The sequence below is a fragment of the Limosilactobacillus alvi genome (assembly GCF_016900115.1).
GTDB lineage: Bacteria > Bacillota > Bacilli > Lactobacillales > Lactobacillaceae > Limosilactobacillus > Limosilactobacillus alvi.
Map to the genome: position 1 here is coordinate 1 of NZ_JACJJQ010000019.1, position 24223 is coordinate 24223.

At 42.8% G+C, this 24223-nt stretch carries 24 protein-coding genes; 5 read left to right on the forward strand and 19 right to left on the reverse strand.

The window, feature by feature from the left end; genetic code table 11:
- The first annotated feature begins 127 nt into the window (after window positions 1–127).
- Window positions 128–295 (forward strand): substrate-binding domain-containing protein, encoded by a 168-nt coding sequence (locus tag H5993_RS04995; protein WP_239457985.1) that lies wholly within the window; start codon window positions 128–130, stop codon window positions 293–295.
- A 49-nt stretch (window positions 296–344) separates the two neighbouring features.
- Here H5993_RS04995 and H5993_RS09595 read toward each other — a convergent pair whose 3' ends face one another.
- The 10 genes from H5993_RS09595 to H5993_RS05045 all read right to left on the reverse strand — a co-directional run bounded on the left by H5993_RS09595 (window position 345) and on the right by H5993_RS05045 (window position 10091).
- Entirely contained in the window at window positions 345–971 is a 627-nt protein-coding gene (locus tag H5993_RS09595; RefSeq protein WP_275087005.1) for a sugar O-acetyltransferase, read from the reverse strand.
- Window positions 972–979: 8 nt separating this feature from the next.
- Window positions 980–1837 carry an aldo/keto reductase gene (locus H5993_RS05005; RefSeq protein ID WP_204776482.1) on the reverse strand — a complete coding sequence of 286 codons (858 nt, stop codon included), beginning with the start codon at window positions 1835–1837 and terminating at the stop codon, window positions 980–982.
- A gap of 290 nt (window positions 1838–2127) precedes the next feature.
- Entirely contained in the window at window positions 2128–2589 is a 462-nt protein-coding gene (locus tag H5993_RS05010) for a Fic family protein (RefSeq protein WP_204776506.1), read from the reverse strand.
- Window positions 2582–2785, reverse strand: coding sequence for a hypothetical protein (locus tag H5993_RS05015; RefSeq protein WP_204776483.1), 204 nt, complete (start codon window positions 2783–2785; stop codon window positions 2582–2584). Before H5993_RS05015 ends, H5993_RS05010 begins: the two co-directional genes overlap by 8 nt.
- A 2-nt stretch (window positions 2786–2787) precedes the next feature.
- Window positions 2788–3201 (reverse strand): XRE family transcriptional regulator, encoded by a 414-nt coding sequence (locus tag H5993_RS05020; RefSeq protein WP_204776484.1) that lies wholly within the window; start codon window positions 3199–3201, stop codon window positions 2788–2790.
- Window positions 3202–3410: 209 nt separating this feature from the next.
- Entirely contained in the window at window positions 3411–4832 is a 1422-nt protein-coding gene (gene araA / locus H5993_RS05025) for an L-arabinose isomerase (RefSeq protein WP_204776485.1), read from the reverse strand.
- A 146-nt stretch (window positions 4833–4978) separates the two neighbouring features.
- Window positions 4979–6346 (reverse strand): sugar porter family MFS transporter, encoded by a 1368-nt coding sequence (locus H5993_RS05030; RefSeq protein ID WP_180871193.1) that lies wholly within the window; start codon window positions 6344–6346, stop codon window positions 4979–4981.
- Window positions 6347–6513: 167 nt separating this feature from the next.
- Window positions 6514–7599: a GntR family transcriptional regulator gene (locus tag H5993_RS05035; RefSeq protein ID WP_204776486.1), complete on the reverse strand. Its 1086-nt coding sequence runs from the start codon at window positions 7597–7599 to the stop codon at window positions 6514–6516.
- 146 nt (window positions 7600–7745) lie between these two features.
- Window positions 7746–8474: an L-ribulose-5-phosphate 4-epimerase gene (locus tag H5993_RS05040; RefSeq protein WP_180871189.1), complete on the reverse strand. Its 729-nt coding sequence runs from the start codon at window positions 8472–8474 to the stop codon at window positions 7746–7748.
- Window positions 8475–8486: 12 nt separating this feature from the next.
- Complete coding sequence (locus H5993_RS05045) at window positions 8487–10091, reverse strand: FGGY-family carbohydrate kinase (RefSeq protein WP_204776487.1); 1605 nt, start codon at window positions 10089–10091, stop codon at window positions 8487–8489.
- A 403-nt stretch (window positions 10092–10494) separates the two neighbouring features.
- On the opposite strand from H5993_RS05045, the gene lplA reads away from it, so the two are divergent.
- A complete protein-coding gene (gene lplA / locus H5993_RS05050) occupies window positions 10495–11523 on the forward strand; it encodes a lipoate--protein ligase (RefSeq protein ID WP_204776507.1) in 1029 nt (342 codons plus the stop codon).
- Between the two features lie 173 nt (window positions 11524–11696).
- A complete protein-coding gene (locus tag H5993_RS05055) occupies window positions 11697–13127 on the forward strand; it encodes a PTS transporter subunit IIC (protein WP_204776488.1) in 1431 nt (476 codons plus the stop codon).
- A gap of 245 nt (window positions 13128–13372) precedes the next feature.
- On the opposite strand, the gene H5993_RS05060 is transcribed toward H5993_RS05055, so the two are convergent.
- The 5 genes from H5993_RS05060 to H5993_RS05080 all read right to left on the reverse strand — a co-directional run bounded on the left by H5993_RS05060 (window position 13373) and on the right by H5993_RS05080 (window position 17510).
- On the reverse strand, window positions 13373–15094 hold the full coding sequence (locus tag H5993_RS05060) for an ABC1 kinase family protein (protein WP_204776489.1): 1722 nt from the start codon (window positions 15092–15094) through the stop codon (window positions 13373–13375).
- Entirely contained in the window at window positions 15095–15607 is a 513-nt protein-coding gene (locus H5993_RS05065; protein ID WP_180871181.1) for a DUF7679 family protein, read from the reverse strand.
- Between the two features lie 2 nt (window positions 15608–15609).
- Window positions 15610–15921, reverse strand: a complete 312-nt coding sequence (locus tag H5993_RS05070) for a nucleotide pyrophosphohydrolase (RefSeq protein ID WP_204776490.1) — start codon at window positions 15919–15921, stop codon at window positions 15610–15612.
- Between the two features lie 337 nt (window positions 15922–16258).
- Entirely contained in the window at window positions 16259–16426 is a 168-nt protein-coding gene (locus tag H5993_RS05075) for an LPXTG cell wall anchor domain-containing protein (RefSeq protein WP_204776491.1), read from the reverse strand.
- Window positions 16416–17510 (reverse strand): FRG domain-containing protein, encoded by a 1095-nt coding sequence (locus tag H5993_RS05080; protein WP_204776492.1) that lies wholly within the window; start codon window positions 17508–17510, stop codon window positions 16416–16418. Before H5993_RS05080 ends, H5993_RS05075 begins: the two co-directional genes overlap by 11 nt.
- 190 nt (window positions 17511–17700) lie before the next feature.
- Here H5993_RS05080 and H5993_RS05085 point away from each other — a divergent pair, with 190 nt between their 5' ends.
- Complete coding sequence (locus H5993_RS05085) at window positions 17701–18252, forward strand: endonuclease III domain-containing protein (protein ID WP_338033132.1); 552 nt, start codon at window positions 17701–17703, stop codon at window positions 18250–18252.
- 80 nt (window positions 18253–18332) lie between these two features.
- Here H5993_RS05085 and H5993_RS05090 read toward each other — a convergent pair whose 3' ends face one another.
- Together H5993_RS05090 and H5993_RS05095 are read right to left on the reverse strand one after the other, a co-directional pair.
- Window positions 18333–18680: a MerR family transcriptional regulator gene (locus tag H5993_RS05090; protein WP_204776493.1), complete on the reverse strand. Its 348-nt coding sequence runs from the start codon at window positions 18678–18680 to the stop codon at window positions 18333–18335.
- Complete coding sequence (locus H5993_RS05095) at window positions 18677–19144, reverse strand: flavodoxin (RefSeq protein WP_204776494.1); 468 nt, start codon at window positions 19142–19144, stop codon at window positions 18677–18679. Before H5993_RS05095 ends, H5993_RS05090 begins: the two co-directional genes overlap by 4 nt.
- An 847-nt stretch (window positions 19145–19991) precedes the next feature.
- Here H5993_RS05095 and H5993_RS05100 point away from each other — a divergent pair.
- Complete coding sequence (locus H5993_RS05100) at window positions 19992–21176, forward strand: aminotransferase class I/II-fold pyridoxal phosphate-dependent enzyme (protein WP_204776495.1); 1185 nt, start codon at window positions 19992–19994, stop codon at window positions 21174–21176.
- Window positions 21177–22011: 835 nt separating this feature from the next.
- On the opposite strand, the gene H5993_RS05105 is transcribed toward H5993_RS05100, so the two are convergent.
- Window positions 22012–23214 (reverse strand): tyrosine-type recombinase/integrase, encoded by a 1203-nt coding sequence (locus tag H5993_RS05105; RefSeq protein ID WP_204776496.1) that lies wholly within the window; start codon window positions 23212–23214, stop codon window positions 22012–22014.
- Between the two features lie 374 nt (window positions 23215–23588).
- Entirely contained in the window at window positions 23589–24215 is a 627-nt protein-coding gene (locus H5993_RS05110; protein ID WP_204776497.1) for a hypothetical protein, read from the reverse strand.
- Between the last annotated feature and the right edge of the window lie 8 nt (window positions 24216–24223).

The window sequence follows — 24223 nt, forward strand, 5'->3', positions numbered from 1 at the left end:
ATACATAAAATCCCCTAAATCAAAAAAATTGGTACTGCTAGGATTTTACTCCTATCAGTACCAAATATTGTAGACCCATACCTATCCAACTGACTATGGTGTTGCCACTTACGAAGAGTTTGACTGGATGCTAACCATGCGCCCGGAAATTAGTCGCATTAAGCAAGATTCCCGAGAAATCGGTAAACGAGCTGCATCCTTACTACACCAAAAGATCGAACATCCTGATCAAGTGCCTAAACAACCTGACACAATCGTAATTCCAACTTCATTAATTATTAAGAATAGCTTCTAAAAATAAAAAAGTGGGGTTAAGGAGAAATGTCTCTTCCTAACCCCATTTTTTAGTATTGATAACTAGTATTCTTTATATTTTTGATTTCTGAATAACGTTCATCAGTTTTTAGTGGCCGAATTACTTTTGCTGGGTTACCAGCAACAATTACATTTGCAGGAACATCTCGAGTAACAACGCTCCCAGCACCAATAATACTATTATCACCAATCGTTACATTTCCTAAAACTACACATTGCTCCCCAAACCAAACGTTATTACTAACTTTAATTGGATGGGCTTCACAGTAGCCAATTTGGCGCCCTAGAGGATCCTCGACATGATTTGATGTATAAAACCCACACTTAGGGCCAATTTTAACATCATCTCCAAAAGTTATCGGTGCACAATCCATAAAGAAGCAGTCAAAATTAGCAAAAAAATTTTTTCCCACTACTACATTTTTACCAAATTCAACACGAATATTAGGTAAAATCGTTGTATTTTCACCAACTCGTCCTAATAATTCTTCTAAAAGTTGGGTATCACATTTTCCGGTTTGCAAATATCCATAATTATAACGACGGCATAAGCCTAACGCCCAGTTACGAAGTTCGTTGGCATCTCGAGAAACATCATCGTATGGTTTTCCACTGCCACTTTCCGCCAATACTCTCCTTATTGTCCTAACATCCATAATTTCACCTATTTCTTCTTGTACGGATATTGTTCCCCAAATTCATAAACCATTTCGGGTTCCTTACTAATTCGGTGGTTCCAGTTAATTGTTTCGATCTTAGCGATTTCGGCATCACTTAATTCAAAATCATAGATGTCGGCATTTTCTTTAATCCGGCTTGGATGGACTGACTTTGGAATAATCGCTACCCCATTTTGAAGGTGCCACCGCAAGACTACTTGAGCTGGGGTCTTACCATGGGTAGCCGCAATTGCTTGCAAGATTGGGTGATCCAAGATTTGGCCCCGGCCTAGCGGCGACCAGGCTTGGGTGACAATATGATTTTCCTGGTCAAACTTCAATAATGGCTTTTGATTAAGCCATGGATGACATTCAATTTGATTAATCACTGGCATCTCATGAGCCTGCGTAGCGAGGTATTGCAAGTGAATCATCCCGTAATTGCTGACCCCGATGGACCGGGTTAAACCTTCTTTTTTCAGCTCTTCAAAAGCTCGCCAAGTGTTGAAAAACTCAGTATTGATTGGCCAGTGCACCATTAATAGGTCCACATAGTCCATCTTTAACTTCTTAAGGGATTCTTTGACCGAAGCAATCGCTGATTCATAACCTTGGTTTGCTTCATTGACCTTAGTGGCAATAAAAAGATTATCCCGGGAAACATCAAGGTCCGCTAAGGCTTTCCCCAACAAGTCCTCATTTTGATACATTTGGGCCGTATCAAATAACCGGTAACCCGCTTCATAAGCGGCATGCACGGAATTAGTTAATTCAGTTTGGTCGGTAATCTTATAAATTCCGAACCCTTCTTGTGGCATTTGGTTCCCATCTGCCAGGGTAATTAGATTGTTGGTAATATCCATTTTTTCCTCCTCAAAGCGTTTTTCTTAGTATAACAAATTTATCCGGAAAAATACTAAAAACGAGGGTGGGAAGAAACTCAAGTTTCTTCCCACCCTCTCTTTCATCTCCGAATGTTACTCAGTAACTAAGGTCAAAAAGCACGTCCTTAGCGGATAAGTGCGAACGAAAGGTCGATTCTAATGAATCAACCTTCGTTCTTCTTATCCCAACCAGGCCGTCAAGGAGCTTTTTTCCCAACCTCGTTAGCTTAATTTATAACGAAGATATTTAGGTATGACACGCTTCTAATTTATGATCGCCTACGTTTGCTTCTCTGCTCCAAAAACTTCTTCTTGTAATCACTAATTTGTTGCTGAGCAGCTAACTCCATAATTTTATTTTTGTCTGCTAATGTTTCCATCCGCATAAATTTTTCAAGTTGCTTAGCATCAGCATTTTTTAACGCTTCAATCACTTGTTCATCTTGACGATTATAGTTTAGATATTGCCCCTTTTGAGCTGCCATAATAACTAAGAGAGTTTTTGTTGACCTACCATTACCTTCCCTAAAGGGGTGAAAGTAATTTAAGTAATCTAACAATTGTGCATACTGTGAAACACTAGGTTTACGATCACGTTGAATATCCTGTATCAGATCATTAATTGCCTTAATAGCTTCAGGAAAGCTATGCGACAACATAAAGTTAGTACCATCTTTTGCTAATTCATAATTTCTAAATTCACCAGTCCAATCGTAAAGGTCACTATATATGAATCTTAGCTAAGTCATCAACACTTTTGATTGGTCGAATTTTTTGATAGTGGCTAAATAAAAAAACTGTTTTTTCCGAAACAGTTTGATACTCAACTTTCATCAATTCACTTTGTCGTTGTATACCTAACTTATTTCGTAACGTACCATTTGAATATTGAAATTTTGCTTTTAGTTCTTGATCAATATTCTTCACTTTTAATCACCAAAAATGTCGTTGAATTGAGCTTCATACTTAGGATTAGGCTCTTTAAGCGTTCGTTTTAAACTCAGGACGTTTTCCCGACTTGGTTCCCAACCTTCCATCACATTACTTTTTACTGCAAACTCAACAACTTGAAAATCAAATCTATTTTCAAATTTAACCCCTTGGATAGTGAGGTTTTCCCGGTCAATTACTAATTTAAAACTTGGCTTTTGCAGCTCTGACAAGACACTACCCGGATCCTTGTGGCTAGCTAAAGCTAAGGCATTAATAATCTTAACCGTCCAAGTAGTCACCGGCCGCTTAAAAGCCACACTTAAAGTAGTCGGCCGGATACCAGAAGCTCTAGCAACGTCAGCGGCCGTTAATTGGTTAATCTGTAAAAATTCATCGATCGTCATTGCCATACTATCACCTTAAGGTTAATTGTATCCTAAAAAACGGCCTTTCTACAATATTTTGCATTTTTGTACAATGGATTGTATATAGACTAAAAACACCGTCTTACTAGCCTATGTGACTAGCCAAGACGGTGTTAGCTTAACTTAAAACAAAAATATTTGTATTTTTAAAGAATGTGATTAAACCGTTATCAGATTAGCTAGGAGGTAATTAACTACTTGATGCTAATGAAGTCAACCCCAAAGAGGTCAGCTAATTGCTTCAATTGTTCTTCGCTCAAGGAAAGGGTAAGGACAGTGTGGTGACCCCCACCATTCTTCATCCAAGCCTTAGCACCTTCAGCTAAGCCGATTTCTGGCGTCCACATTTGCTTAGCAACTGGAAGCTTTGGCATTTCAGCTTCTGGCGTCTTGCAGTCAACTGGGTAGCCGATGAACTTGTAGCCATCGTCGAAGTAGGACAAGGTGATGTCGTAGCCCTTGCCTTCGGAACCAGTAAAGACAAGCCGAGCTGGGTCAGCCTTACCACCAATGTCCAATGGGTGAACTTCAACCCGTGGCTTGTCAGAAGCCAAGGTTGGATCAACTTCAAGCATGTGGGAGCCCATGATAGCTTCGTGACCATGACGAAGGTCAAGCGTGTAGTCTTCCATCAAAGCCGTTTGCTTATTGTCAGCAGCAATCTTCAATAAGCGAGTTAACCCGGCCATCTTGAAGTCCCCTTCTGGACCGAAGCCGTAGCCATCGATCATCAAGAGTTGAACTGCCAAACCAGGTAATTGTTCTAAGCCTTTCAAGTCTTGGAAGTTATCAGTAAAGGCGTCGTAACCATTGTCATCCAAGAACTTCTTGATCCCGAGGTATTCACGAAGTTGGTAACGAACGGAGTGTACGTACTTGTCATGATCGTTGTCCCCTTCAACCAAGTCAAACTTCTTTTCGAGGTCAGCGTAAGCTTTGTCAATATCGTCTTCAGAGATAGCGTCAACCACATCAACTAATTCGTTCGTTGGATAGTAGTCAACCGTCCAGCCAAGCTTAATTTGAGCAGCAACCTTGTCACCTTCAGTAACGGCAACGTCACGCATCGTGTCCCCAAAACGAGCAATCCGAATGTGGAAGCTTTCGTTGTAGGCGATGGCCACGTGTTGCCAATCAGCGATTTGCTTTTGCACATCTTCATCGCCCCACCAACCGTAAACCGAAGCGGCTGGAATATGGAGACGAGAGTTGATGTAAGCATATTCCCGGTCACCGTGAGCACTTTGATTTAAGTTCATGTAATCCATGTCGATTGAATCGAATGGAATATTGTTCAAGAATTGGGTTGCCAAGTGGAGCAATGGCTTTTGCAATAATTGCGTTCCCCGAATCCAATTCTTAGCTGGTGAGAAGGTGTGCATCCAGGTAATTACCCCGGCAACTTCATCGTTGAAATTAGCTTCCTTCATAAACTTCGTAATGCTGTCAGCCGTCGTAGCAACCAACTTAAATTCAACTGGGTAGTCAAGCTTACCACTTTCGTTTAAACCCTTAACAATTTCCTTGGCATCCTTTTCCACTTGTTCCAAAGCTTCTGGACCATAGAGTGGTTGACTACCAACAACAAACCAGAATTTGTAATCTACATTACGCATGTTTGATAATCCCCTTTATTACGTTTTGCCTATTACTAATAAACGCTGTCAATTAATAGTTAATAATTTGTAAATCGCTTACAATGCAAATTGTAAAATATTTATCCGTATAAATCAAGCTGTTTTTGCAATTTATACGCAATTTATTATTTGTGGGTACCCTGAGCTTCAATTTCTTCCAGCGTCTTCCCTTGCGTTTCTGGAACACAAGTCTTTACAAAGATAACCCCAAGGACACAGATGATCCCAAAGATTGCAAAGACGGCTTCTTGTGACATCACACCAGTCATGATTGGGAAAATTAATCCAACAAACCAGGAACCAACCCAGTTCATGGATGAAGCCAATCCGGCTGCCCGACCACGAATGGCAAGTGGGAAAATTTCCCCAACAATAACCCAAGTAAGCGGTGCCCAAGTAAAGGAGTAGAAAGCAACATAGATACTCAAGAAGACAACAATCATCATTGGGTTCGTGTGCGGAACCATGTAGTGAATAATTGATGGTAACAGGAAGGATAAGGCCATCACGGTCCCACCCATCATAATCAACGTCCGCCGCTTAATCTTGTCAGCAATGGCGATGAAGAGCAAGGAACCAAGGACTAAGATAACCCCTTGGATAATTGGCCACATCAAAGCAGAACTTGCGGCATTCCCAGTGGCTTTTTCAACAATTAGTGGAATGTAGTAGAAAATAGCGTTAGCACCTTGGAATTGTTGGAAAGTGGCCACCCCAACCCCAGCAATAACCAAGTAGCGGTACTTCTTAGAGAAGAGCATCTTGTAGCTAACATGTGAAGCAGCTGCTTTTTCTTCTTTAGCGGTGCTCTTAATTTGGTTGATTTCGTCTTCAATTTCTTGTTGGGAAGAACGAATCATCCCCAACACGTGGCGAGCACTTTCTTCGTCTCCGTTTTGAAGCAAGAACCGTGGTGATTCAGGTAAACGAAGAACCCCAAAGTAAAGGATAAAGGCTGGTACTGCAGCTAAGGCTAACATTGCCCGCCATGCCCAAGCACCTGGCAAGTCCTTCAAAACAAAGTCCATAATGTAAGATAACAACATCCCAGAAACAATCATCGTCTGGTTCAATCCGGAAAGCCGCCCCCGCATCTTGGCAGGTGCCATTTCAGACATATAAGCTGGAACTAAGGCTGACGCCGCCCCAACGGCAAGTCCTAAGAAGATCCGGACAATTACTAAGAATAAAGCACCATTGTGTGGTGAAATCCCGGAAAGGATTGAACCAAGGGCAAAAATAATTGCTGAGTAAAGAATAACTTTCCGCCGCCCTAAGTGGTCTGAAAGTTGTCCGGCAAGTGCACCCCCAAAGATTGCCCCAAACATAACTGCCGAAGTAATCCAACCAACAATTGATGCATTGCCTGCTAAATGCCAATCAACTTGTAAGAATGGGAGTGCCCCGGTCATAACCCCAATGTCATAACCAAACAGGATTCCCCCAAATGAGCCGAAGAAGTAAATAAATTTATTCGAGATAGTCTTGTTCATTTCGACCTACCCTCCATTAAGAAATTCGTCCTAATAGGTGTTAATAAGTCGTAAGCGATTTCATAACAAATGATATCAAATTGTCCGAATAAATTCAATACAAATAACAAACAAATATTAAAAAGGCTTTACAAATCTAACTAATAGATCTGCAAAGCCTCGCTATCTTAATCTTTATTTGCAACTACTGATTCATTGAAGTGTGGTGGCATATCATACTTTATCGATTCTACGGTTTCCCCTTCAATCAATTTTACAATCATCGAGCCCGCATCAAGCCCCATTTTTTCTTTCGGGTGCTCTAAGGTTGTTAAACGTGGTTTGAGATACCGACCAAGCACAAAATCGTCACAACCAGTAATACTTACATCTTCAGGAATTCGTAGGTTTAATGAACGAATTACGTCCATAATTTGGATTGCTAATTCATCATTGTAACAAATCACTGCAGTTGGATGATCCGGAGCGCTCATAATGTCTGAAACGCGTTTGAAGACCTTACTCATGTCTTGGCCAGATTGATACATAATTGTTTTATTTAGATATGAAATTTCTGGATGTTCCATATAGGCATTAATAAAGCCACGCATCCGGTGAGTTCCTTGCATATCATCAACCTGGAAAATCCCTAAAATTTGCTTGTGTCCCTGATCAATTAGGTAACTCGTCATTGCTGCTTCAGCTTCCATATCCTTTGTTTCAAGGTATGGCGCATTTAATTCTGAATAATGGGCATTAATAAAAACCGTTGGAATTTTAGCATCTTCAATTTTTTGGTAAAGCTCAATATTAGGGTCGGGCATCGCACTTTGTGTTGGTTCGATAATCAATCCGGCAACTTGGTTATCCAACATCCGTTTTAAGCTCTGGGCCTCTTTTTCTCGATTATTATGGGTGTTACTAATAATCAGCGAGTACCCCCGCGCTGAAACTGCCCGGTCAATCCCGGAAATAATGCTTGGGAAGATGTAATCAGCAAGATGAGTCGTAATAACCCCAATCATCTTGTTATTAATGACCCGCTTAGTTGAACTATCTTGCCAATCATCAACGTACATCCCCCCACCTTGAATCCGATATACGTAATGATCATTTTGTAATTCGCCAACTGCCCGGCGGACAGTATAACGACTAACTTGGTATTTCACCATTAGGTCGGACTCGGTTGGTAACTTATCACCAACTTGGTAATCGCCCCGCTCAATCGCCTCCTTAATTCCTTTCTTTACAACTTCATACTTAATTTCCGCCATGGTACTCCCCGTTTTCTTTGATGTATGTTAGTACATGATAACGCAGATCACGCCCCCATTGTCAACTAAAAACACAACTAGTAAAATAAAAACTCACTCAGCTAACTAGCCAAGTGAGCTTCTCAGTTATCATTTCAAACTATTCCCTAGGCATGTTTTGCATGATCTTTGGAGTGGGCGTTGTTTTGGCCGTAGTAGGCATTAGCCCCGTGCTTGCGGTAATAGTGCTTATCCAAGAGATATTGTGGTAAGCGCGAATTATCCATCGTCATTTGCATCGTGTGGTAGTCTTCTTCAGCCACAACTTCAAGGACCTTAGCGTTGTAGACCGCCTTAGCTGGGGTTGCTCCCCAAGTAAATGGGCCATGTTGGGAGACTAAGGTCCCAGGGGTTGCTTCGTAGTCTAAGCCACGTTCCTTAAAGGTCTTGACGATTGTCTTCCCGGTGTTACCTTCGTAATCTTCTTTGATTTCTTCCTTAGTTAAGGCATCAGCCGCTGGAATATCGGTGTAGAAGGTATCGGCATGGGTCGTGTTCATAGCTGGAATATCCAACTTAGCGGCCGCAAAGGCAACTGCCCATGGTGAGTGCGTATGGACAATCCCCCCGATCTTTGGGAAGTGGTTGTACAAATAAGTGTGGGTTGGGGTATCGGAAGATGGATTGTAGTCCCCTTCAACGACTTCTCCGTCAAGGTTAACTACCACCATGTCACTAGGTTTTAATTCGTCATATGGCACCCCAGATGGCTTGATAACGTAAAGGCCCTTTTCGCGGTCAATCCCGGATACATTCCCCCAAGTAAAGGTTACTAACCCCAACTTCGGTAGTTGCATATTGGCTTCATAGACTTCTTGTTTTAATTCTTCGAGCATCCTTAAATCCCCCTAATCCAACTTCATTGTTTCACCAGCCTTTTGTTCAGCTGGCATCGCTTGCTTGTAGTTATCAATAAATTGTTCGTAACCCTTAACACTGGCTGGTTCCGGTGCTAAGGTGGCACTTTCGCTGTTAACAAAGACTTCTTGGTCCAGGTAATCAGCTAGGTTCTTTCCCCGGTGATCAGCAGCGTAAAGCGCGAGGACTGCCATCCCCCACGGGCCTCCTTGACCAGCGTTACTCATAACCGTAATTGGAGTGTCTAGGGCATCTGCTAGGACTTGTTGCGCCACAACTGGTGTCTTAAAGAGCCCCCCTTGGGCAACTAAGGAGTCCGTCCGGATATGTTCTTCCCGCAAAAGAATATCCATCCCAATCTTTAAGGGCGCAAAAGCCGAGTATAGTTGGACCTTAAAGAGGTTGGCCAAGGAGAAGTTACTATCGGGCTTGCGGACCAACATCGGCCGTCCTTCTTGCACCCGTGTGATGTTTTCCCCAGAAAGGTAAGCAAAATTAACTAAGCCCCCCGCATCTTGTTCTCCCCGAAGTGAAGCATCAAAGAGCTTTTCGTAGAGTTCATTTGGCTTTAAATCAACCCCAATTAAGCGCGCAAATTGGTCAAAAACGTTAGCCCAGGCATTAATATCCGAAGAGCAGTTGTTAGTGTGCACCATCGCAACTGGGGCCCCATCCGGTGTCGTAACCACGTCAATGTCACGGTGCACTTGGTTCAAGGCTTGGTCAAGAACAACCATTGAAAAGGCAGACGTCCCGATTGAAACGTTCCCCGTCCGTTTCCGGACTGCGTTTGTTGCAACCATCCCAGTGCTGGCATCCCCTTCTGATGGGGCAAAGAGAGCCCCCGGTTCAAGTTGACCACTTGGATCGAGTAACTTGGCCCCGGCCGCCGTTAAATGACCTGCCGTTTCTCCAGCAAGGAGAACCTTTGGTAAGAGCGCCGTAATTTGCCAATCAAACTGGGCCACTTCTGGTAAGGCCGCAAATTGGTCGAGCATGCGGGCATCATAATCATGGGTTGCTTCATCAATTGGGAACATCCCAGAAGCATCCCCAATTCCCGTCGTCTTTTCCCCCGTCAGTTGCCAGGTTACATAGCCATCCAGGGTGGTAATGAAGGCAAGATCCTTGACGTGATCTTCTTGGTTTAAGATGGCTTGATACAAGTGGGCGATGCTCCACCGTTCTGGAATATTAAATCCGAAGAGGTCAGTTAACTTAGCAGCGGCCTCGCCAGTAATGTTGTTTCGCCATGTCCGGAAAGGTACGAGTAAGTTATCTTCCTTATCAAAAGCCAGGTAACCGTGCATCATGGCACTAATCCCGATTGAGCCAATCTTAGTTAAAGCTAAGCCGTATTGCTCCTTGACTTCAGCGGCTAACTTAGCGTAACTGGTCTGGACCCCTTCCCAAACTTTGGCTAATGGGTACGTCCAAATATGATGATCGAGTTCGTTTTCCCAAACATACGAGCCACTGGCAACCACTTGGAAGTCCTGGGTTACTAAAACTGCTTTGATCGTTGTTGAACCAAATTCAATCCCTAAGGCCGTTTGTCCTTGTTCAATTGCTTGTTTTACTGCTTCGCGTTCCACCGTTTTTCACCTCACGCAATTTATTGAACTTATTTAAATTTATTATTAATTTATCTTGAAACAATTCCATTTTAAAATTTTTGTCCGTACAAATCAATACAAGATCAATAATTTGTTGAAGCGTTTTCAATCAAGGACAAAATAAAAAGCACCGGTTGCCAGGTTCCGGTGCGAAAGTAGGGGAGGTAACAGTGTTAGTTTTCTAACAATAGTAAATTTTCATCTTCATCAAGCTTGATTAGGTCTAGCAGTCCGCCTTTTTTTGTCCATTAAATGAGCGCCGAACAACGATAACTTTTCTAACTATTAATTATCTAATTTTTCACCATTGACATCCCCCACTTCCCGCCGTAGGCTAGAGTCAAATGTAAGGGCTTTATTGTTTTGTGAAAGGATGTCGTCTATATTTCTCATCGATACGAGTCGGAATGGCCAACCTGTTTACAACGCCATGATCAACCAGTCTTTGGACGCTTACTTAATCAATGACCTCCGGCTAGAAGGCCACGGTTTAATTTGTTATATCAACGATCCTGCCGTGATCATCGGTCTGCACCAAAATGCCTACGCTGAAGTCAACCTTAACTACATGAGAAAACACAACATTCAACTTGTGCGGCGGACCAGTGGCGGCGGGGCCGTTTATCACGACCGCGGTAACATTATTTTCGAAAACATTGTCGTTGGCAATACCGATGGCTTCCGAAACTTCAAACAAATCGGGGAACCCATTGTTGCTGCCCTACACGATCTTGGCATTCAGGAGGCTGAAGTTCGGGGCCGCAATGATATGGCCATCGCTGGGAAGAAATTCTCGGGAATGGCGATGGTTAAGACAAAGAATGCCTACGCTGCGGGGGGAACCATTGTGTTTGACCTTGATAATGACGTTGCTCAGCACGTTTTGACTCCCGATATCGGCAAACTCGAATCAAAGGGAATTAAGTCTGTTGATGCCCGGATTACTAACGTTAAACCTTACCTTCCGGAAAAGTACCAAAACTGGACAAGTGAAGACTTCAAGAACTACTTACTTTGTCACATATTTGGCGTCGATAAGGTTGAAGATATCCCCACTTACCACCTAACTGACCAGGATTGGGCGATTATTGATGCCCGCCAAGAGGCCAAGTTCGCGACTAAGCATTGGAACTTCGGACAAAACCCTGGTTATGCTAACTATGTTTCCCACCACTTCAAGATCGGGACGGTTTCCTTCAACTTTAACGTCACTGACCGGAAAATCAGTGAAATCAAGATCTTCGGCGACTTCTTTACTGCCGGTGATCCATCCGTGATCGAAAAAGCCCTCGTTGGGGTGCCGTACAACTTTGACGCCATCAAGGACGCCTTAAGTAAAGTTGATATTGATAATAATCTGAGTCCCGTCCCAGTTGCTGACTTAGCCGCCTTGATCATGAAAATTTTGTAGTTAACCTACCAGCGCGGTCGTCGAAAGTCCTTTTAGGTTACAATATCATTTTTCTAACGAATTATAAGTGGTAGCTCCGCTAACATTTAGCTTACTTTTACCAAGCAAAACGGTTCCTTCCCCTTCGCCAATCCCGTATAATTATAATAATTTGAACGGAAAGGGTGACTTAGATGTTAACGGCGGTAAACCATTTCTTTACGACTTTTGGGGCAACGGTGATTGTCCCGGTAATGATCTTGATCGTGGCCCGCTTTTTAGGGGTTAAATTTAAGGTCGCACTCAAAAGCGCCCTCGCAGCTGGGGTTGGGCTAACGGGTTTTAGCTGGTTGATTACTGCCTTTACCCCGGTGGTCACGAAATTAATCAAGCAAATGGTTGAAACGACCGGGATCCATTTACCGGTGGTAGACATTGGCTGGCAGGCCGGTTCCCTAGCCGCTTTTGGATCGACAATTGGCCTATGTTTCTTCATTGGCGGGCTTTTAATTGAGCTCCTCCTCTTTGCGACCGGAATTACCAAGGTTTTTATGCCCTCGAATTTATGGAATAACTTTGGCTTGATGATCTGGGCAACGATGGCCTATGTCGTTACCCATAATTTTGTTTTAGCCTTTGGATTAGCGACTTTCTTACTTTTGGTCACCCTTTTACTCGCCGAAGTTCAAGCCGATGCCTGGTCGGCTTACTACCAAGTCCCAAATGCGACGGTCGCTTCACCCCACAATATTGAGCAAGTCATCCCGATCCTCATCCTCGATCCCCTATGGAACCTCTTAGGTTTTAACAAGGTTCACTTCACCCCGACCCACTTTAAGGAACGCTTTGGTTTACTGGGCGAACCCACTAGTTTAGGGGCGATTCTCGGTTTGTTAATTGGGATTTTAGGTAATTTAAAGCACCTCGGTAGCATGGCAGCGTGGGGGCAGATTACCCAATTTACCATCCAACTCGCTGCCATTATGACCATTTTCCCCTTGGTAACCCAAGTCTTCGCCACGGCTTTTACTCCCTTAGCCGAGGCAATTGACCAAAAGCACCAGGTAAAAGCCACTTCCAAGGCGGTAATTACCGACCCAAAGCGCTGGTTTTTAGGAATTGATGACGGGGTCGGTTACGGTGAAACAGCGACCTTGATCGCCGGCATGCTCCTCCTTCCCATCATGGTGGTCCTCGCCTTCATCTTACCCGGGAACCGGACTTTACCAGTGGTTGACTTAATCGCCATTCCTTTCATGGTTGAATCCATCGTGGCTTTGACCCGGGGAAACCTCCTCAAGGTTATCGCAACCGGGGTCGTTTGGTTCAGTTTGGGATTGTACGCCGCCAGCTGGCTCGGGGACGTTTACACCACTGCCGTTGCTCACTACGGGGCAACGTTACCAACTGGCGTGGTCTTAATCACTAGTTTTAACTTAATTGCCCGGCCGTTTAACGCTTTGATCTTTGCCGCCTTCATCTCGCAAAACCCGCTTTGGATCGGCCTTTGCATCATCCTCTACCTAGTTGCCCTCGTCTTTTTACGGACCCAGCGCCCCCAAATCTGGGCTTACCTCCGGAAAATGGCGACTAAAAACGACGCCCCGCGTGATGGGGCCAAGTAAAGGCATCATTGTTGCTGGCGGCTTAAAATCAACCATCCAAAAATCCCCTCGTTACCATTGCGCACTAGTAACGAGGGGATTTGTAAACGATCATTGATATCTTAAGTGAGGTCACAAGCATTTTCAAAAAATATCGGCAGCTTATTTTAGTTATCTGCTAAGAGCAACATCCATTAAAAAACTACTATCTTCCTTGGGCCCAACTTTAGTTTACCATTATCGGATGAAAACTTAAAAGAATATGCTCACCGTTGGCGCCACCGCCGATAAGCGCGGCTAAGGTTTACGATGATTAACAAGAGGGTAATGATAATCGCCACTACCCAGCCAATCACCCCGAGACGATAGATAATTTGGCCCCGACTACCAACAACAAGAATTGACGAAGATAGGATCAAGGCCGCCAACATAATTACGATTAGTAATCGATTTAGCATCTGGTTTAATTTGGCGAGGACTTGCTTCTGACCGAGATAATGCAGATTAACCCGGCTTTCGCCATCCTCGATCTGAGTCAAGATCCGTTCAGCCCGTTGAGGAAGGCGGTTTAAGGCCCGGAGCGATTGGCCGGTCAGCCATAAGGAATCTTGTAATTCTTGGCGGAGATTAAAATGATTCTTAAAATATTGCTTAGCAAACGGTGTTGCAATCGCCATCAAGGATAGGTCCGGATCGAGTTTAGCAATCAAACCTTCCAAAGTCCCAAAGGCCTTAAAGAGCAGGGTTACTTCCGGTTTTAATTGGAGATGATTTTGGGCACAGAGTTGGGTCATCGCAAACAAAAATTGGGGCATATCGATCTCATCGATTTTAGCCCGTAAATACGGGTGAACAAAGCGACTGAGTTGCCGTTTAAACTGGGCTTCATCGACTTCTCCGGTGGCATTGCAGACATTGAGGACGGCTTGGCTCACCGCCGTCGCATCTTTTTGAGCTAACGCTAGCACTACCTGGGCAATGTCATCTGCCAAAGTTGGCGTTAACCGCCCCATCATCCCAAAATCAAGGTAGACCAGATTATACGGGATCGCTGGTTTAACCCTCGTGGTCGTAACGTCAATTGGTCCTACTTGGTGTTGCTTTTCATCCACTTGTTCGGTTGCCACTGGGGTTTCATAGTAAAGGATATTTCCGGGGTGGGGATCAGCGTGGAAAAAGTTATCAACAAAGACCTGCTTGATAAAGTTTTGCACAAGCACTTCTGCTAAGGCGGTCTTGGTCTTAGCTAAGGCCTGAGCGGTAGCGGGATCTGTCGGCACTGGCTGGGTCACTAGGTGTTTGATACTCTTTCCCGACATGACTTCGTTAACTAACACCTTAGCCGAGCAGTATTGGCGGTAAACTTTCGGTACCCGAATAATCCCATCATGATTGTTTAGTTCATAAAAGGTTTCCCCATTCGTTGCTTCTTGCATTGCGTCCACTTCGCTCAAGAGGGAGGAACGAAGCTGTTGAAAGACCTGTTCAAAGTTTACGACGCTCGTTTCAGCTGGCAGGTACTTAAATAACCGCACGGCCCGTTCAAAGAGGGCCAAATCGACGGTAATTAATTGTTGCACCTCGGGGTGTTGGATTTTTACTACCACCGGCGTCCCATCATGTAAGGTCGCGTGATGACATTGACCGACTGAAGCGGAGGCAAAAGGCGTTTTTTCAAAGGTCGCAAAACTTTCCGCGATCGTTTTTCCCGTTGATTCTTCATAGACCTTAGCAATCGCTTCATAATCATTGGCCGGAACATCGTTTTGCAGGGTCTGGAGGGCCTTGATATATGCTGGTGAAATTAAATCTGGCCGGGTCGACAACAATTGGCCAAACTTAATAAAGGTTGGCCCTAGCTCTTGAAAAGTCGCTAAAATTTCTTCCGGGTGGGTCTGATGGTAAAAGTTAGATAAAAAAGCATGGCGCCGTAAAATTCGGTAAATTTGCTGAACCCGTTTCCTTGGAGATAAACTTTCTTCTGCCATTTATATCCCTCCCAACTTTCGTTTTAACCACCACTTAGGCTTTAAAACCCGGTGGAGGTCATGTTTAATTTGGTACTGATTTTCCGGTGAAAAATCGTGTTTTAAGTAGTTAGCTAGTTGATGATACCGCGGCCAACCGCAAAGATAGGTCGGTTGAACAAATTGGCTCCGGGTGACATCATGACTCGGCACCTTTTGATGGTGGCGCATCTTAACCTGGCAAATTAAACCGCAGGTAATTGGCGCTTTACCATCATGATATTCACCAATGGGGACGTTAATTACCGCGCCTTGTAAAAAGTTTTGCCAGGTCTGGGGGTGGAGTTTTCGCTCAGCCTTGATCGCTGCTTGCAGGTCTTTGGGAAGCTGATACCAACGAAGCTCCCCATCTGCTAACTGAACTTGAACCCAACAGCGCCAAAATTTTTTCGTTTGCCGTTTTCGTGGCTTTTTTAACTCTGCTAAGGCCCGCTTGGCAAAGGACCAGGTCCGGGGATCATTTTCAAAGGCCATGCTTATTCCTCGTCTTGATCCCAGTGGCGGTGGGCGTTAATTTTCATTTTCTTTGCAATCTCTGCGTAAGGATCCATCCCCAAGGCATCGCACATGTAAAAAAGGTAGATCAAAGTATCCGCAATTTCTTCTTTTAGATGGGCTGTTTCCTTTGGCGTTAAGGCTTGCTTTTCATCCTTCCATTGGAAAATTTCTAGAACTTCGCTGGCCTCCAAGTTCGCTGACAAAGCTAAATCCTTCAAATTATGGTACTTCTCCCAGTGCCGTGACTTCCGAAAATCGGTGATAATTTTGATCGCATCTTGATAGTCCATCTTTATTCCCCCAATAGAATTAAACCCTTTTAATTACCTTTTTGGTATCCCAGATTCATTATTTGTAACTCTGATTCCTAACATTATTTTATTTTTCATTATACCGCAAGATTGTTATTTCACTCATTAGCTAATCTCACTATAATTTGTCTGTTAATCCCGTTAGATTTTTGATATACTTATTCATGGAGACGGTCCTTTCTTTTTTGAGAGACGGGGGACAGCCGTCTTCTTTTTTTATACATAAAATCCCATCAACCAAGAATTGTAGACCCCAAAAACGCAAGGCTACCAGAGATAACCTTGCGTTTTTTTAACTTTTAGTCCGTCAAATTAATTAGTTTCGTTGCTTCTTCAAGCCAACGCCACCAAATAACATGCCGGCAAGGGCTAAGCCAAGCACCGTCATACTGTTAGTTGCGGCGTTCCCGGTTTGTGGCAAGGCTGTAGCTTGAGCTTGTTGGTAAGCCGCTAAGGTCATGGTTGGCCCAAAGTTAACGTTCAAGATACCGATTCTTAATCATTTCCGCCTTTTTAGCATGATCTTCAGGGTAAATAAAGCTATAATCAATCCCTAACGTAGCTAATTCATCAAGGATGGCCCGCTTATATTTAGCCGGAATGATATACTTTTCCTTTTCATCCGGGTGATCAGGGTGGTAAAGACTCAAGACATCAATTGCTTGTTGGGCAAGGCGTTCCACTTCATGGTAATCAATTGGGACTGCGGGATCATATTCATCACTAATAAAGGGCACAAACAGGAAGAGTCCTTGCTGGTTTTCCATCCGCCGACTCATTCGTTTGATGGTCACAATCTTTGGAACAATCAATTCCAAGGGATTAAGTTTGTTTTCAAAGCTGGGAATATCCCGCTTAGCTTCTTCAAAGACCTTTAAAAACGATACCGTCCGCAAAGCTTCACGGAATTCCTTAAAGTGATGGGCCGTCTGTTCATCAAAATATTTAAAGTAGGTGTCGCTCCAAAGACGTTGGTGCTTGGTAACGTAATGATTATCAACCTGATAAAAGCTTTGTAAGGCATGGAAAAAGGCGCCCTTATCAGCCATTGACTGCCGGGCCAAGGACGATTCTAATTGCATTTCATTGCTAAAGGCATTTTTCTTAAAATAGTCATGGTTTGCCAAGCCACTTTTATCTTCATATTCTGCAATCAAGTTTGGCCAGCCCCGTTCCGCTAACATTGTCGCCAACTTGTCGAGATTTGGCGTATCCTTATAGATATAAACTTCACCGTTTCCTTGACCCCCCTTAACCGCAAAAAACAGCGCAATTAAGGGGTTTGAACTCACATCAAGTAACCTAGTGGGGAGGTGGTAATGTTCCATCAAGGCCATCCGTTCAAAATTAGTCCGACACTTTTCAAAAAGCAGGGGGTCGGCCATCAAAAATTCATTAAAGAGATTATCTTCGTTGTCTAATAACTTTCGGCTTCGAAAAACTGACGGGAGGGTATTGGAAAAAGCATCATCTTGCCCCCGGAAATAGTATCGCTGGCGCTGACCAAGCGTAGTTAATTTTTCAATTTCTTCAATATAATTAGAAACGTTCTTGATCTCGTGAATCATCTGGTTAGCCTCCCCCATAAACAATCTTTTAACCTATTATGACATGGTTTGCTCGCCTTGCCCATTGATAACAAATTAATTGTAAAGGAAGGAATAATATGAAACTAACCCTCGAACAGCTTTACCACAAGATGCACCAAGCGATCGGACCGTCTGGTTGTGGCCCGCCGATTCAAAAGCTGAAATCATTATGGGCGCCATTCTTATTCAGAATACCAATTGGCGCAACGCTGACCGCGCCCTTGCCCAATTACGCCAGGCTACCCATCTTAATCCCGACGATCTGCTAACCCTTTCGCAAACCGATTTACAAGCACTTATTCGGCCTGCTGGTTTTTATCAAAATAAAGCGAAAGCCTTGATTAGCGTTTTTTCCTGGCTCCGCCAATTCCAATATGACTATGCTGCAATTAATCACCATTTTGGCCACGACCTCAGAAAGAAGCTCCGCGAGCTCCATGGGGTTGGTGATGAAACGGCTGATGTCATGTTAACTTATATTTTCGAACGCCCCACTTTTATCAGTGATAAATACGCTCGGACCCTATTTACTTGCTTGGGAATTACTGGCCTTACCAACTACCAATCCCTAGCCCGAATTTGCCAACTTCCACCGAGTTTTGATGCGGCGATGGCCCAAGACTTTCACGGTTTAATCGATGAATTTGGTAAGCAGTTTTTACATCCGGTAACTAACTTTGAACAAAGTTTTTTAGCTGGGGACTACTTAGAGCTTAATTAACGGGCCAACTTGCCAACTTCTTTCATTAATACTTTAATGCTCATCTAATCTCCCGCTACTTTCAATCCTAGTTCACAAAATTAATCCAGTTCTTCATTTTCGACTAACTGTTCTATTTGCTTAATTTGCTTAACCAGGCATTGGTAATCAGCTTGAAGTTGTGCTAATTTTTCTTCGACAAAGGTTTGGCGAGCTAGAGTAGCGTACTTACCTAACATTACTAACTTAACATATTCTATTTGGAAATCCGACGAAATATTCATTGCGTGTAATAATTTAGCAAATTTCAACCATTGCAGATCACGCTTCGTGAGGTTCCTAATACCGTTATTATCCCGTTTGATCGGTGGAATCATCCACAGGCGCTCCCAACGTCGAATCGTATCGGGGGAGATTAATAGCTCTGCCGCGACTTGCTGAATATTCATTCCGATCCTCCTTCTATTATCAACGTTTTAACCCATCCCGCTAAGTTATTTTCACCTTCATGAGCAGGTAAGACCTTTAATTTACCGGCCCACTTTCTAAAATTTTCTTCATAACTACCAACTTTTCCCATATCTGTGTAAAATGAGGCCACTTTCCCCTTAAAAGTTTGGATTTGTTTTAAAAAGGTATGTACAGGGGTAGCTGGTGCTCCCCGCCATACGGGACTTCCCACCAAAATCAGATCATATTGATCAATTGCTGGCAATGGGTTTATTAGTTCCGGATATTGCTGGTGTTGAATTTGCGCAGTAGCAATTTTATCCGTTTGATACCGGTCACGATTAAATGTACCTGGTGCCACTGCAATTTGATACATATCAGCTTCCTTGATTATTTGGGCTAATTCTTCAGCAACTCCCCGAGTTTTTCCTGACCGACTATAAGTTGCAATTAATACTTTCACCTTTCCACCTACTTTTTGATTACAGCGTCATTCATTCGTTTTTTAATTGTAAGATTAATTCTTGTATAATGGTGCTCTGCCCAAGTTTTTAGGCGATGAACCATTTGAAAATGGTTAACTAACCAGCCTGACAAAAAAGCGGGCATATAAAACTATGTAGCATTCTAACTCCCATGCTAATTTGCCAGTCGCCTTAATTATTGAAAAGGTAGCGAATCAGTGAATTGTAGCTACCCAGAGCGCCATTAAGACTATCATCAACCACCCTCCAAATTTTCTACCGTTTGATCAAGCTTGGGAAGGTTATGTTTAATTGCCGGATGAATCTTTTTCCGTCGTTCTTGATCGGCAGTTATCATAGCTTAGCCCGCTCTAAGCGAACGATATCCGCCCCTGTATCACGTTGGATCTATTCAGCTATTGCTTTAGTTGTTCCAAACACTGAAAAATAAATAATTAGGATCTGCATGTACCTACTGGGCCCGACTAACGTTAATAGCTATTCCTAGCAATGCCATCGTTATCACTGTCAAGGTTGAAATCAGCCAACGGTTAGTAATTTACATAATTAATTACCTTCTAAACTACCTTTAATTGCTAGTAGTATAGACCTTGAAGTCAACTCCAAGGCAAGGTTCAGTTCCACAAATTCACAATATTTTATCCAGATTTACTACTTGCTACAAGGAACCTAAATCGTAACTTTACTTTACGATTATAAAATGGTAGGGTTTATATTAAATTTTAATTAGAGAAAGTGGTGCACTGTTCCCAGGAAGATTTCTTGTCGCTTACATCACTATTCCAATAGCTGTGTCGCCAGTTTAATGCATAAGGGGGATCTTTCATGAGCAAAATTGCATCACTAGTACCAGAAAATTTAAAATCTGCTAAACCCTCATTAATTCGGGTTCTTAATAATAAATATGGGCACGATCCGGAGGTAATTAACCTAACCGTTGGAGAACCAGATTTTAAGACCGCCGATCATGTTAAATTAGCTGCGATCAAAAGTATTCTTAATGACCATACCCATTATCCGCACAACTGGGGAACTTCAACGTTACGAAATGCGATTAGCCAATATTTAGCTAGCCATTTTGACCTTCACTATGATCCTGAAAGTGAGATCTTTGTCACGGAAGGTGCTAGTGGCGCTATTAGTACCATTATTGATGGCCTTTGCCAGCCTGATGACGTCGTCTTGATTCCCAGTCCCGCATATACGTTGTATCGTATTAATACCGAATTGCGTGGTGCCCGGGCGGTTGAACTAGAAACTTCTGCTCCGGACTTTAAAGTAACTCCCCAACTACTAAGGGAAGCTTTAGTAAAATATGGTTCAGCCGTCAAAGTCTTGGTGCTTAACTACCCAGTTAATCCAACCGGCGCAACCTATACCGTTGACGAAGTTCGAGCACTCGCTGCGGTTTTTAAAGAATTTAATGTTGCGATTTTAGATGATGAAATCTACGCGGACCTGCTTTATACAGATAAACAATTGCCAATTGCTAAATTATTACCAGATCAAACCCTCTATGTCAGTGGCGTTTCCAAAAATGCTGCCATGACTGGATGGCGAATTGGCTATATCTGTGGACCTAGTGATATCTTAAAATCACTAGCCAAAGTTCACCAGGCAGCCATCTCTACAACCGCAACGATGAATATGGATGCAGCAGAAGAAGCGCTACGACATGGCGATATCGATACTGCTAGAATGAAAGCCGCGTACGACCAACGGCGTAAGTTTCTAATGAATGCCATGGATAAGATCGGTTTCCGGTATACTAAACCTCAAGGGGCCTTTTACCTTTGGGTCCAGATTCCTGATAATTTTGTTGGCGACTCTCTGGCCTACGCCAACCACTTAGCTGAAAAGGCTAAAGTAGCGATTGTACCAGCAGCTGCCTTCACTAACCGTCCACTACGTTACTTCCGAATTTCTTATGCCGCATCATTATCTGACTTAAAACAAGCAACTGAAAGGTTAGCTAAAATCTTTAAAGCGGATCAAGCGAGTTATAAGTAAGCAATTTTAAAATTTGTTATGATCAAAGAGTAGCTGCAAAGGGTTTCTTGGTGCTCTAGTTAGCATAAGCAGAACGAAGGTTGATTCATTGGAATCGACCTTTCGTTCGCCCTTATCCGCTAACGAACCAGCTGACTGGTTTCCCCTGCAAGGCTGAATCGGTTGGTACGACCGTCAGGGAAGCAACTGCCATTCAGCTCCTACTTTGACCGTAGTTGCTGAGTAACACATTCGGAAATGAAATAAAGGCCGGGAGGAAACGAAAGTTTCTTCCCGACCTTTATTACTTTGATATACTAAAATCGTGGTGTGTTCATTTTGGTGTGCACCAAAAATAAACTAATTATTTTTTAGTCCATACTTAGTTGCCCTTGCTTGACCAATTTTTTCAATTCTATCGGTATCACGTAGTTTTTTAATTGCTCTTCGAATTGTCACTTCACTACTTTGATCATCATCTTAGTATCTTGATCATTTTACCGTAAATGATCAAGATACTTTCAAAAATGCTTTTTAAGAACCCTAGTCTTGCATTCTTGATTAAAGAACCTATGCGTTGGCACAAAGCCCATTAGATCAATATGTACAGCATTTCCCCGATGCAAGCTCATGCTCACGTTTTTTCTGTGTGCACAGCCATGTGCATAATATTCCTTAATAAATAAAAAATAAGCCTTGATATCTTTTAGCAAAATGCTAATATATCAAGGCTTACTTAACACCGTAAAGTTTAGTTATGCTGACTAGAAGCTGGTAGGTTCTTGTCAACTCGTTCCTTATATATCAACAAACTAGATGGCAACTCTAGGTAATCGTGTGCATTTCTGTGTGCATCCTATGCCATCCAGTTATCCATCATTTTACGGTTAATATCGCGATCCGCTTTAACGTAAACCCGCATAAAGATGGCCAAGCTATTACCCATTCGTTCGGCTGCCCACGGATAAGACATGCCCGGCTTATTAGCCAGCTTAGTACATAATGTGTGCCGAAACGAATACATAGATAACTGTGCTCCGTTACCACTAATTCCCAATTTATTGCAGAGCTTCTTTAACATCTCATTCATACTCCGCTGTGTAATCGGGATATTGTTTGCACAAGTCTTATAGTCATGTAGATTCAGGAAGATCAAACCTTCAGGATTCGTCAAATTGTGACGTTCCAGAAAGTTCTTCTGTTCTTCTTGAAACATATCTATAAAATCTGCCAGTGGTTGCGAAATTGGTAAGCAATAACGGGCATATCCTTTAGGCCGTGCTTTAAGCGCCCCGTTAAACCTCTTAGCATAATCGGACCAACTATCATTAATCTTAAAAGTTGGATAGTCATCTTCTACTACCAAGTTCTTAAATTTCAGTGCTTGAACTTCACCAGGACGCATCCCAGTTTCAAGATCAATCCACAGCGCTAAACGAGTCCCCCAATTTGCAATAGTAGTATTATTTAGTTCCAGCTGAATTTGTTCTTTAATAGATTCCAGCTCATCATTAGTAAACAAATATTGCTGCTTACCAACGCTAAAATCACTCTTTCGGAAGAACTTATCAAGATATTGCTCTGGCACTGGATTCTCTTTAACAACTTTTCCGACTAGCTCATTAAAGAAGCTCCGCATATGTGTCAGACGGTGATCAATCACGGTTGCTCGTCCAACTGTTGCCTTGTGGGTTCGCACAAAATCATGGGCAAATTGCTCTACCAGTCGTTCGGTAACATCCTTAATTTTAGTATTCTTAAAATACTTCTGAAATTCAGCTGCCGAATTATTCCAGTCGCGATAAGTAACAGGGGATATTGCATTCTTTCGCTGATTAACATATTTCTGAAATTCGTCTGCAAAGATAGCATTACCATCGCATAACTGCATTCCATCTTCGTAATCAGCCCACATTTTTCGCTCTAATGCGGTTGCTGCCCGACGAGTTTTAGCATACTTAACCGGCCAACTTTCCCGCTTACCAGTTACCTTATTAATTGGTTGAATCCGTACTTGGAATTGTCCCGCGTGCTTGCCTGTTTTCATCTTTTTAATCATTGTCAACCTTCTCCTTCGTATAAAGAAAAAGGTTGTAGTACACTGATTACCAGTATTCTACAACCCTTCTAATTACTTTGTCCACACAGTCTTTTGCTGATAACCGGCATTGAGTAAACAATGCTTAACCTCTTCCAGGTTGTAATATTTTCGGCTTCCAGTTGAAAGTTGATGGTAGGGCATTCCACTTCGAATCAAGCGGTATAGTAGTGTGGTACTAATACCTAGAGCAGCACACAATTGCTTTCCATTTAGAATATCTTTGCCGAACAATTTACATCTACTCCTTTGTGGTAGATAATGAACGGGATAACAATTTGTTATTAGAAAGTGACTTTCCAAAGTGTGGTAGCTGGGTTAGTCACTTTTTTTGTTTATAATTCCAGTTCATCATCATGGTCCTTTGACTTACGCTTCTTAGACTGTTCAGATTTCTTACTTGATTGAACAGGCTTCGAAATGATATTAGCCTGCTCAGCAAGATTTACATTAATTAGTCGGCGACGTGTTAAACGCTGATTAACTAGGTAGTTGGAATGTTGGCGCATCGCCTGAACCAATCCTTTTAGCCGTCCAAACTGAGAAGTCGATTGCTTAAAGCCATCATGGTCAATAAAAACCTGATCATCCTTTTCACCAATCTCATTACATAGTTGTTGGACATTGGCTTGCTGGTCAAATAGTACCCGCTCGTTATCCTTTGACTTATCCAGTAACTTAGTAATGGTTAACAGTTGGAATGACTTTTTATCACACAAAAGGAGTTCACGTACACGACGCCGTAGCTCATCAAACGGGTCAGTATCATGATCTAACGCCCACAACTTTACCTGTTCACAAAATGTCGCATAATCATCAGCTGACCAACAGTCGACAAATTTAGAAGCAAAATGTGGCACCTGGCTGCCTTCACTTAACCACAGACTTTCAAGGGACTCCGCTAATTGGTTAAAAGGCCCTTTCAGGAAATTAATGCTTGTCCCTAACTTAAACCGCGTCATCGCGATAA

Bases quoted from the DNA above. Each gene is read 5' to 3' on its own strand.
- H5993_RS04995 (WP_239457985.1), top strand. From the start codon at position 128: ATGCTAACCATGCGCCCGGAAATTAGTCGCATTAAGCAAGATTCCCGA.
- H5993_RS09595 (WP_275087005.1), bottom strand. From the start codon at position 971: ATGGATGTTAGGACAATAAGGAGAGTATTGGCGGAAAGTGGCAGTGGA.
- H5993_RS05005 (WP_204776482.1), bottom strand. From the start codon at position 1,837: ATGGATATTACCAACAATCTAATTACCCTGGCAGATGGGAACCAAATG.
- H5993_RS05020 (WP_204776484.1), bottom strand. From the start codon at position 3,201: ATGGCAATGACGATCGATGAATTTTTACAGATTAACCAATTAACGGCC.
- araA (WP_204776485.1), bottom strand. From the start codon at position 4,832: ATGCGTAATGTAGATTACAAATTCTGGTTTGTTGTTGGTAGTCAACCA.
- H5993_RS05030 (WP_180871193.1), bottom strand. From the start codon at position 6,346: ATGAACAAGACTATCTCGAATAAATTTATTTACTTCTTCGGCTCATTT.
- H5993_RS05035 (WP_204776486.1), bottom strand. From the start codon at position 7,599: ATGGCGGAAATTAAGTATGAAGTTGTAAAGAAAGGAATTAAGGAGGCG.
- H5993_RS05040 (WP_180871189.1), bottom strand. From the start codon at position 8,474: ATGCTCGAAGAATTAAAACAAGAAGTCTATGAAGCCAATATGCAACTA.
- H5993_RS05055 (WP_204776488.1), top strand. From the start codon at position 11,697: ATGTTAACGGCGGTAAACCATTTCTTTACGACTTTTGGGGCAACGGTG.
- H5993_RS05060 (WP_204776489.1), bottom strand. From the start codon at position 15,094: ATGGCAGAAGAAAGTTTATCTCCAAGGAAACGGGTTCAGCAAATTTAC.
- H5993_RS05065 (WP_180871181.1), bottom strand. From the start codon at position 15,607: ATGGCCTTTGAAAATGATCCCCGGACCTGGTCCTTTGCCAAGCGGGCC.
- H5993_RS05070 (WP_204776490.1), bottom strand. From the start codon at position 15,921: ATGGACTATCAAGATGCGATCAAAATTATCACCGATTTTCGGAAGTCA.
- H5993_RS05080 (WP_204776492.1), bottom strand. From the start codon at position 17,510: ATGATTCACGAGATCAAGAACGTTTCTAATTATATTGAAGAAATTGAA.
- H5993_RS05085 (WP_338033132.1), top strand. From the start codon at position 17,701: ATGGGCGCCATTCTTATTCAGAATACCAATTGGCGCAACGCTGACCGC.
- H5993_RS05090 (WP_204776493.1), bottom strand. From the start codon at position 18,680: ATGAATATTCAGCAAGTCGCGGCAGAGCTATTAATCTCCCCCGATACG.
- H5993_RS05100 (WP_204776495.1), top strand. From the start codon at position 19,992: ATGAGCAAAATTGCATCACTAGTACCAGAAAATTTAAAATCTGCTAAA.
- H5993_RS05105 (WP_204776496.1), bottom strand. From the start codon at position 23,214: ATGATTAAAAAGATGAAAACAGGCAAGCACGCGGGACAATTCCAAGTA.
- H5993_RS05110 (WP_204776497.1), bottom strand. From the start codon at position 24,215: ATGACGCGGTTTAAGTTAGGGACAAGCATTAATTTCCTGAAAGGGCCT.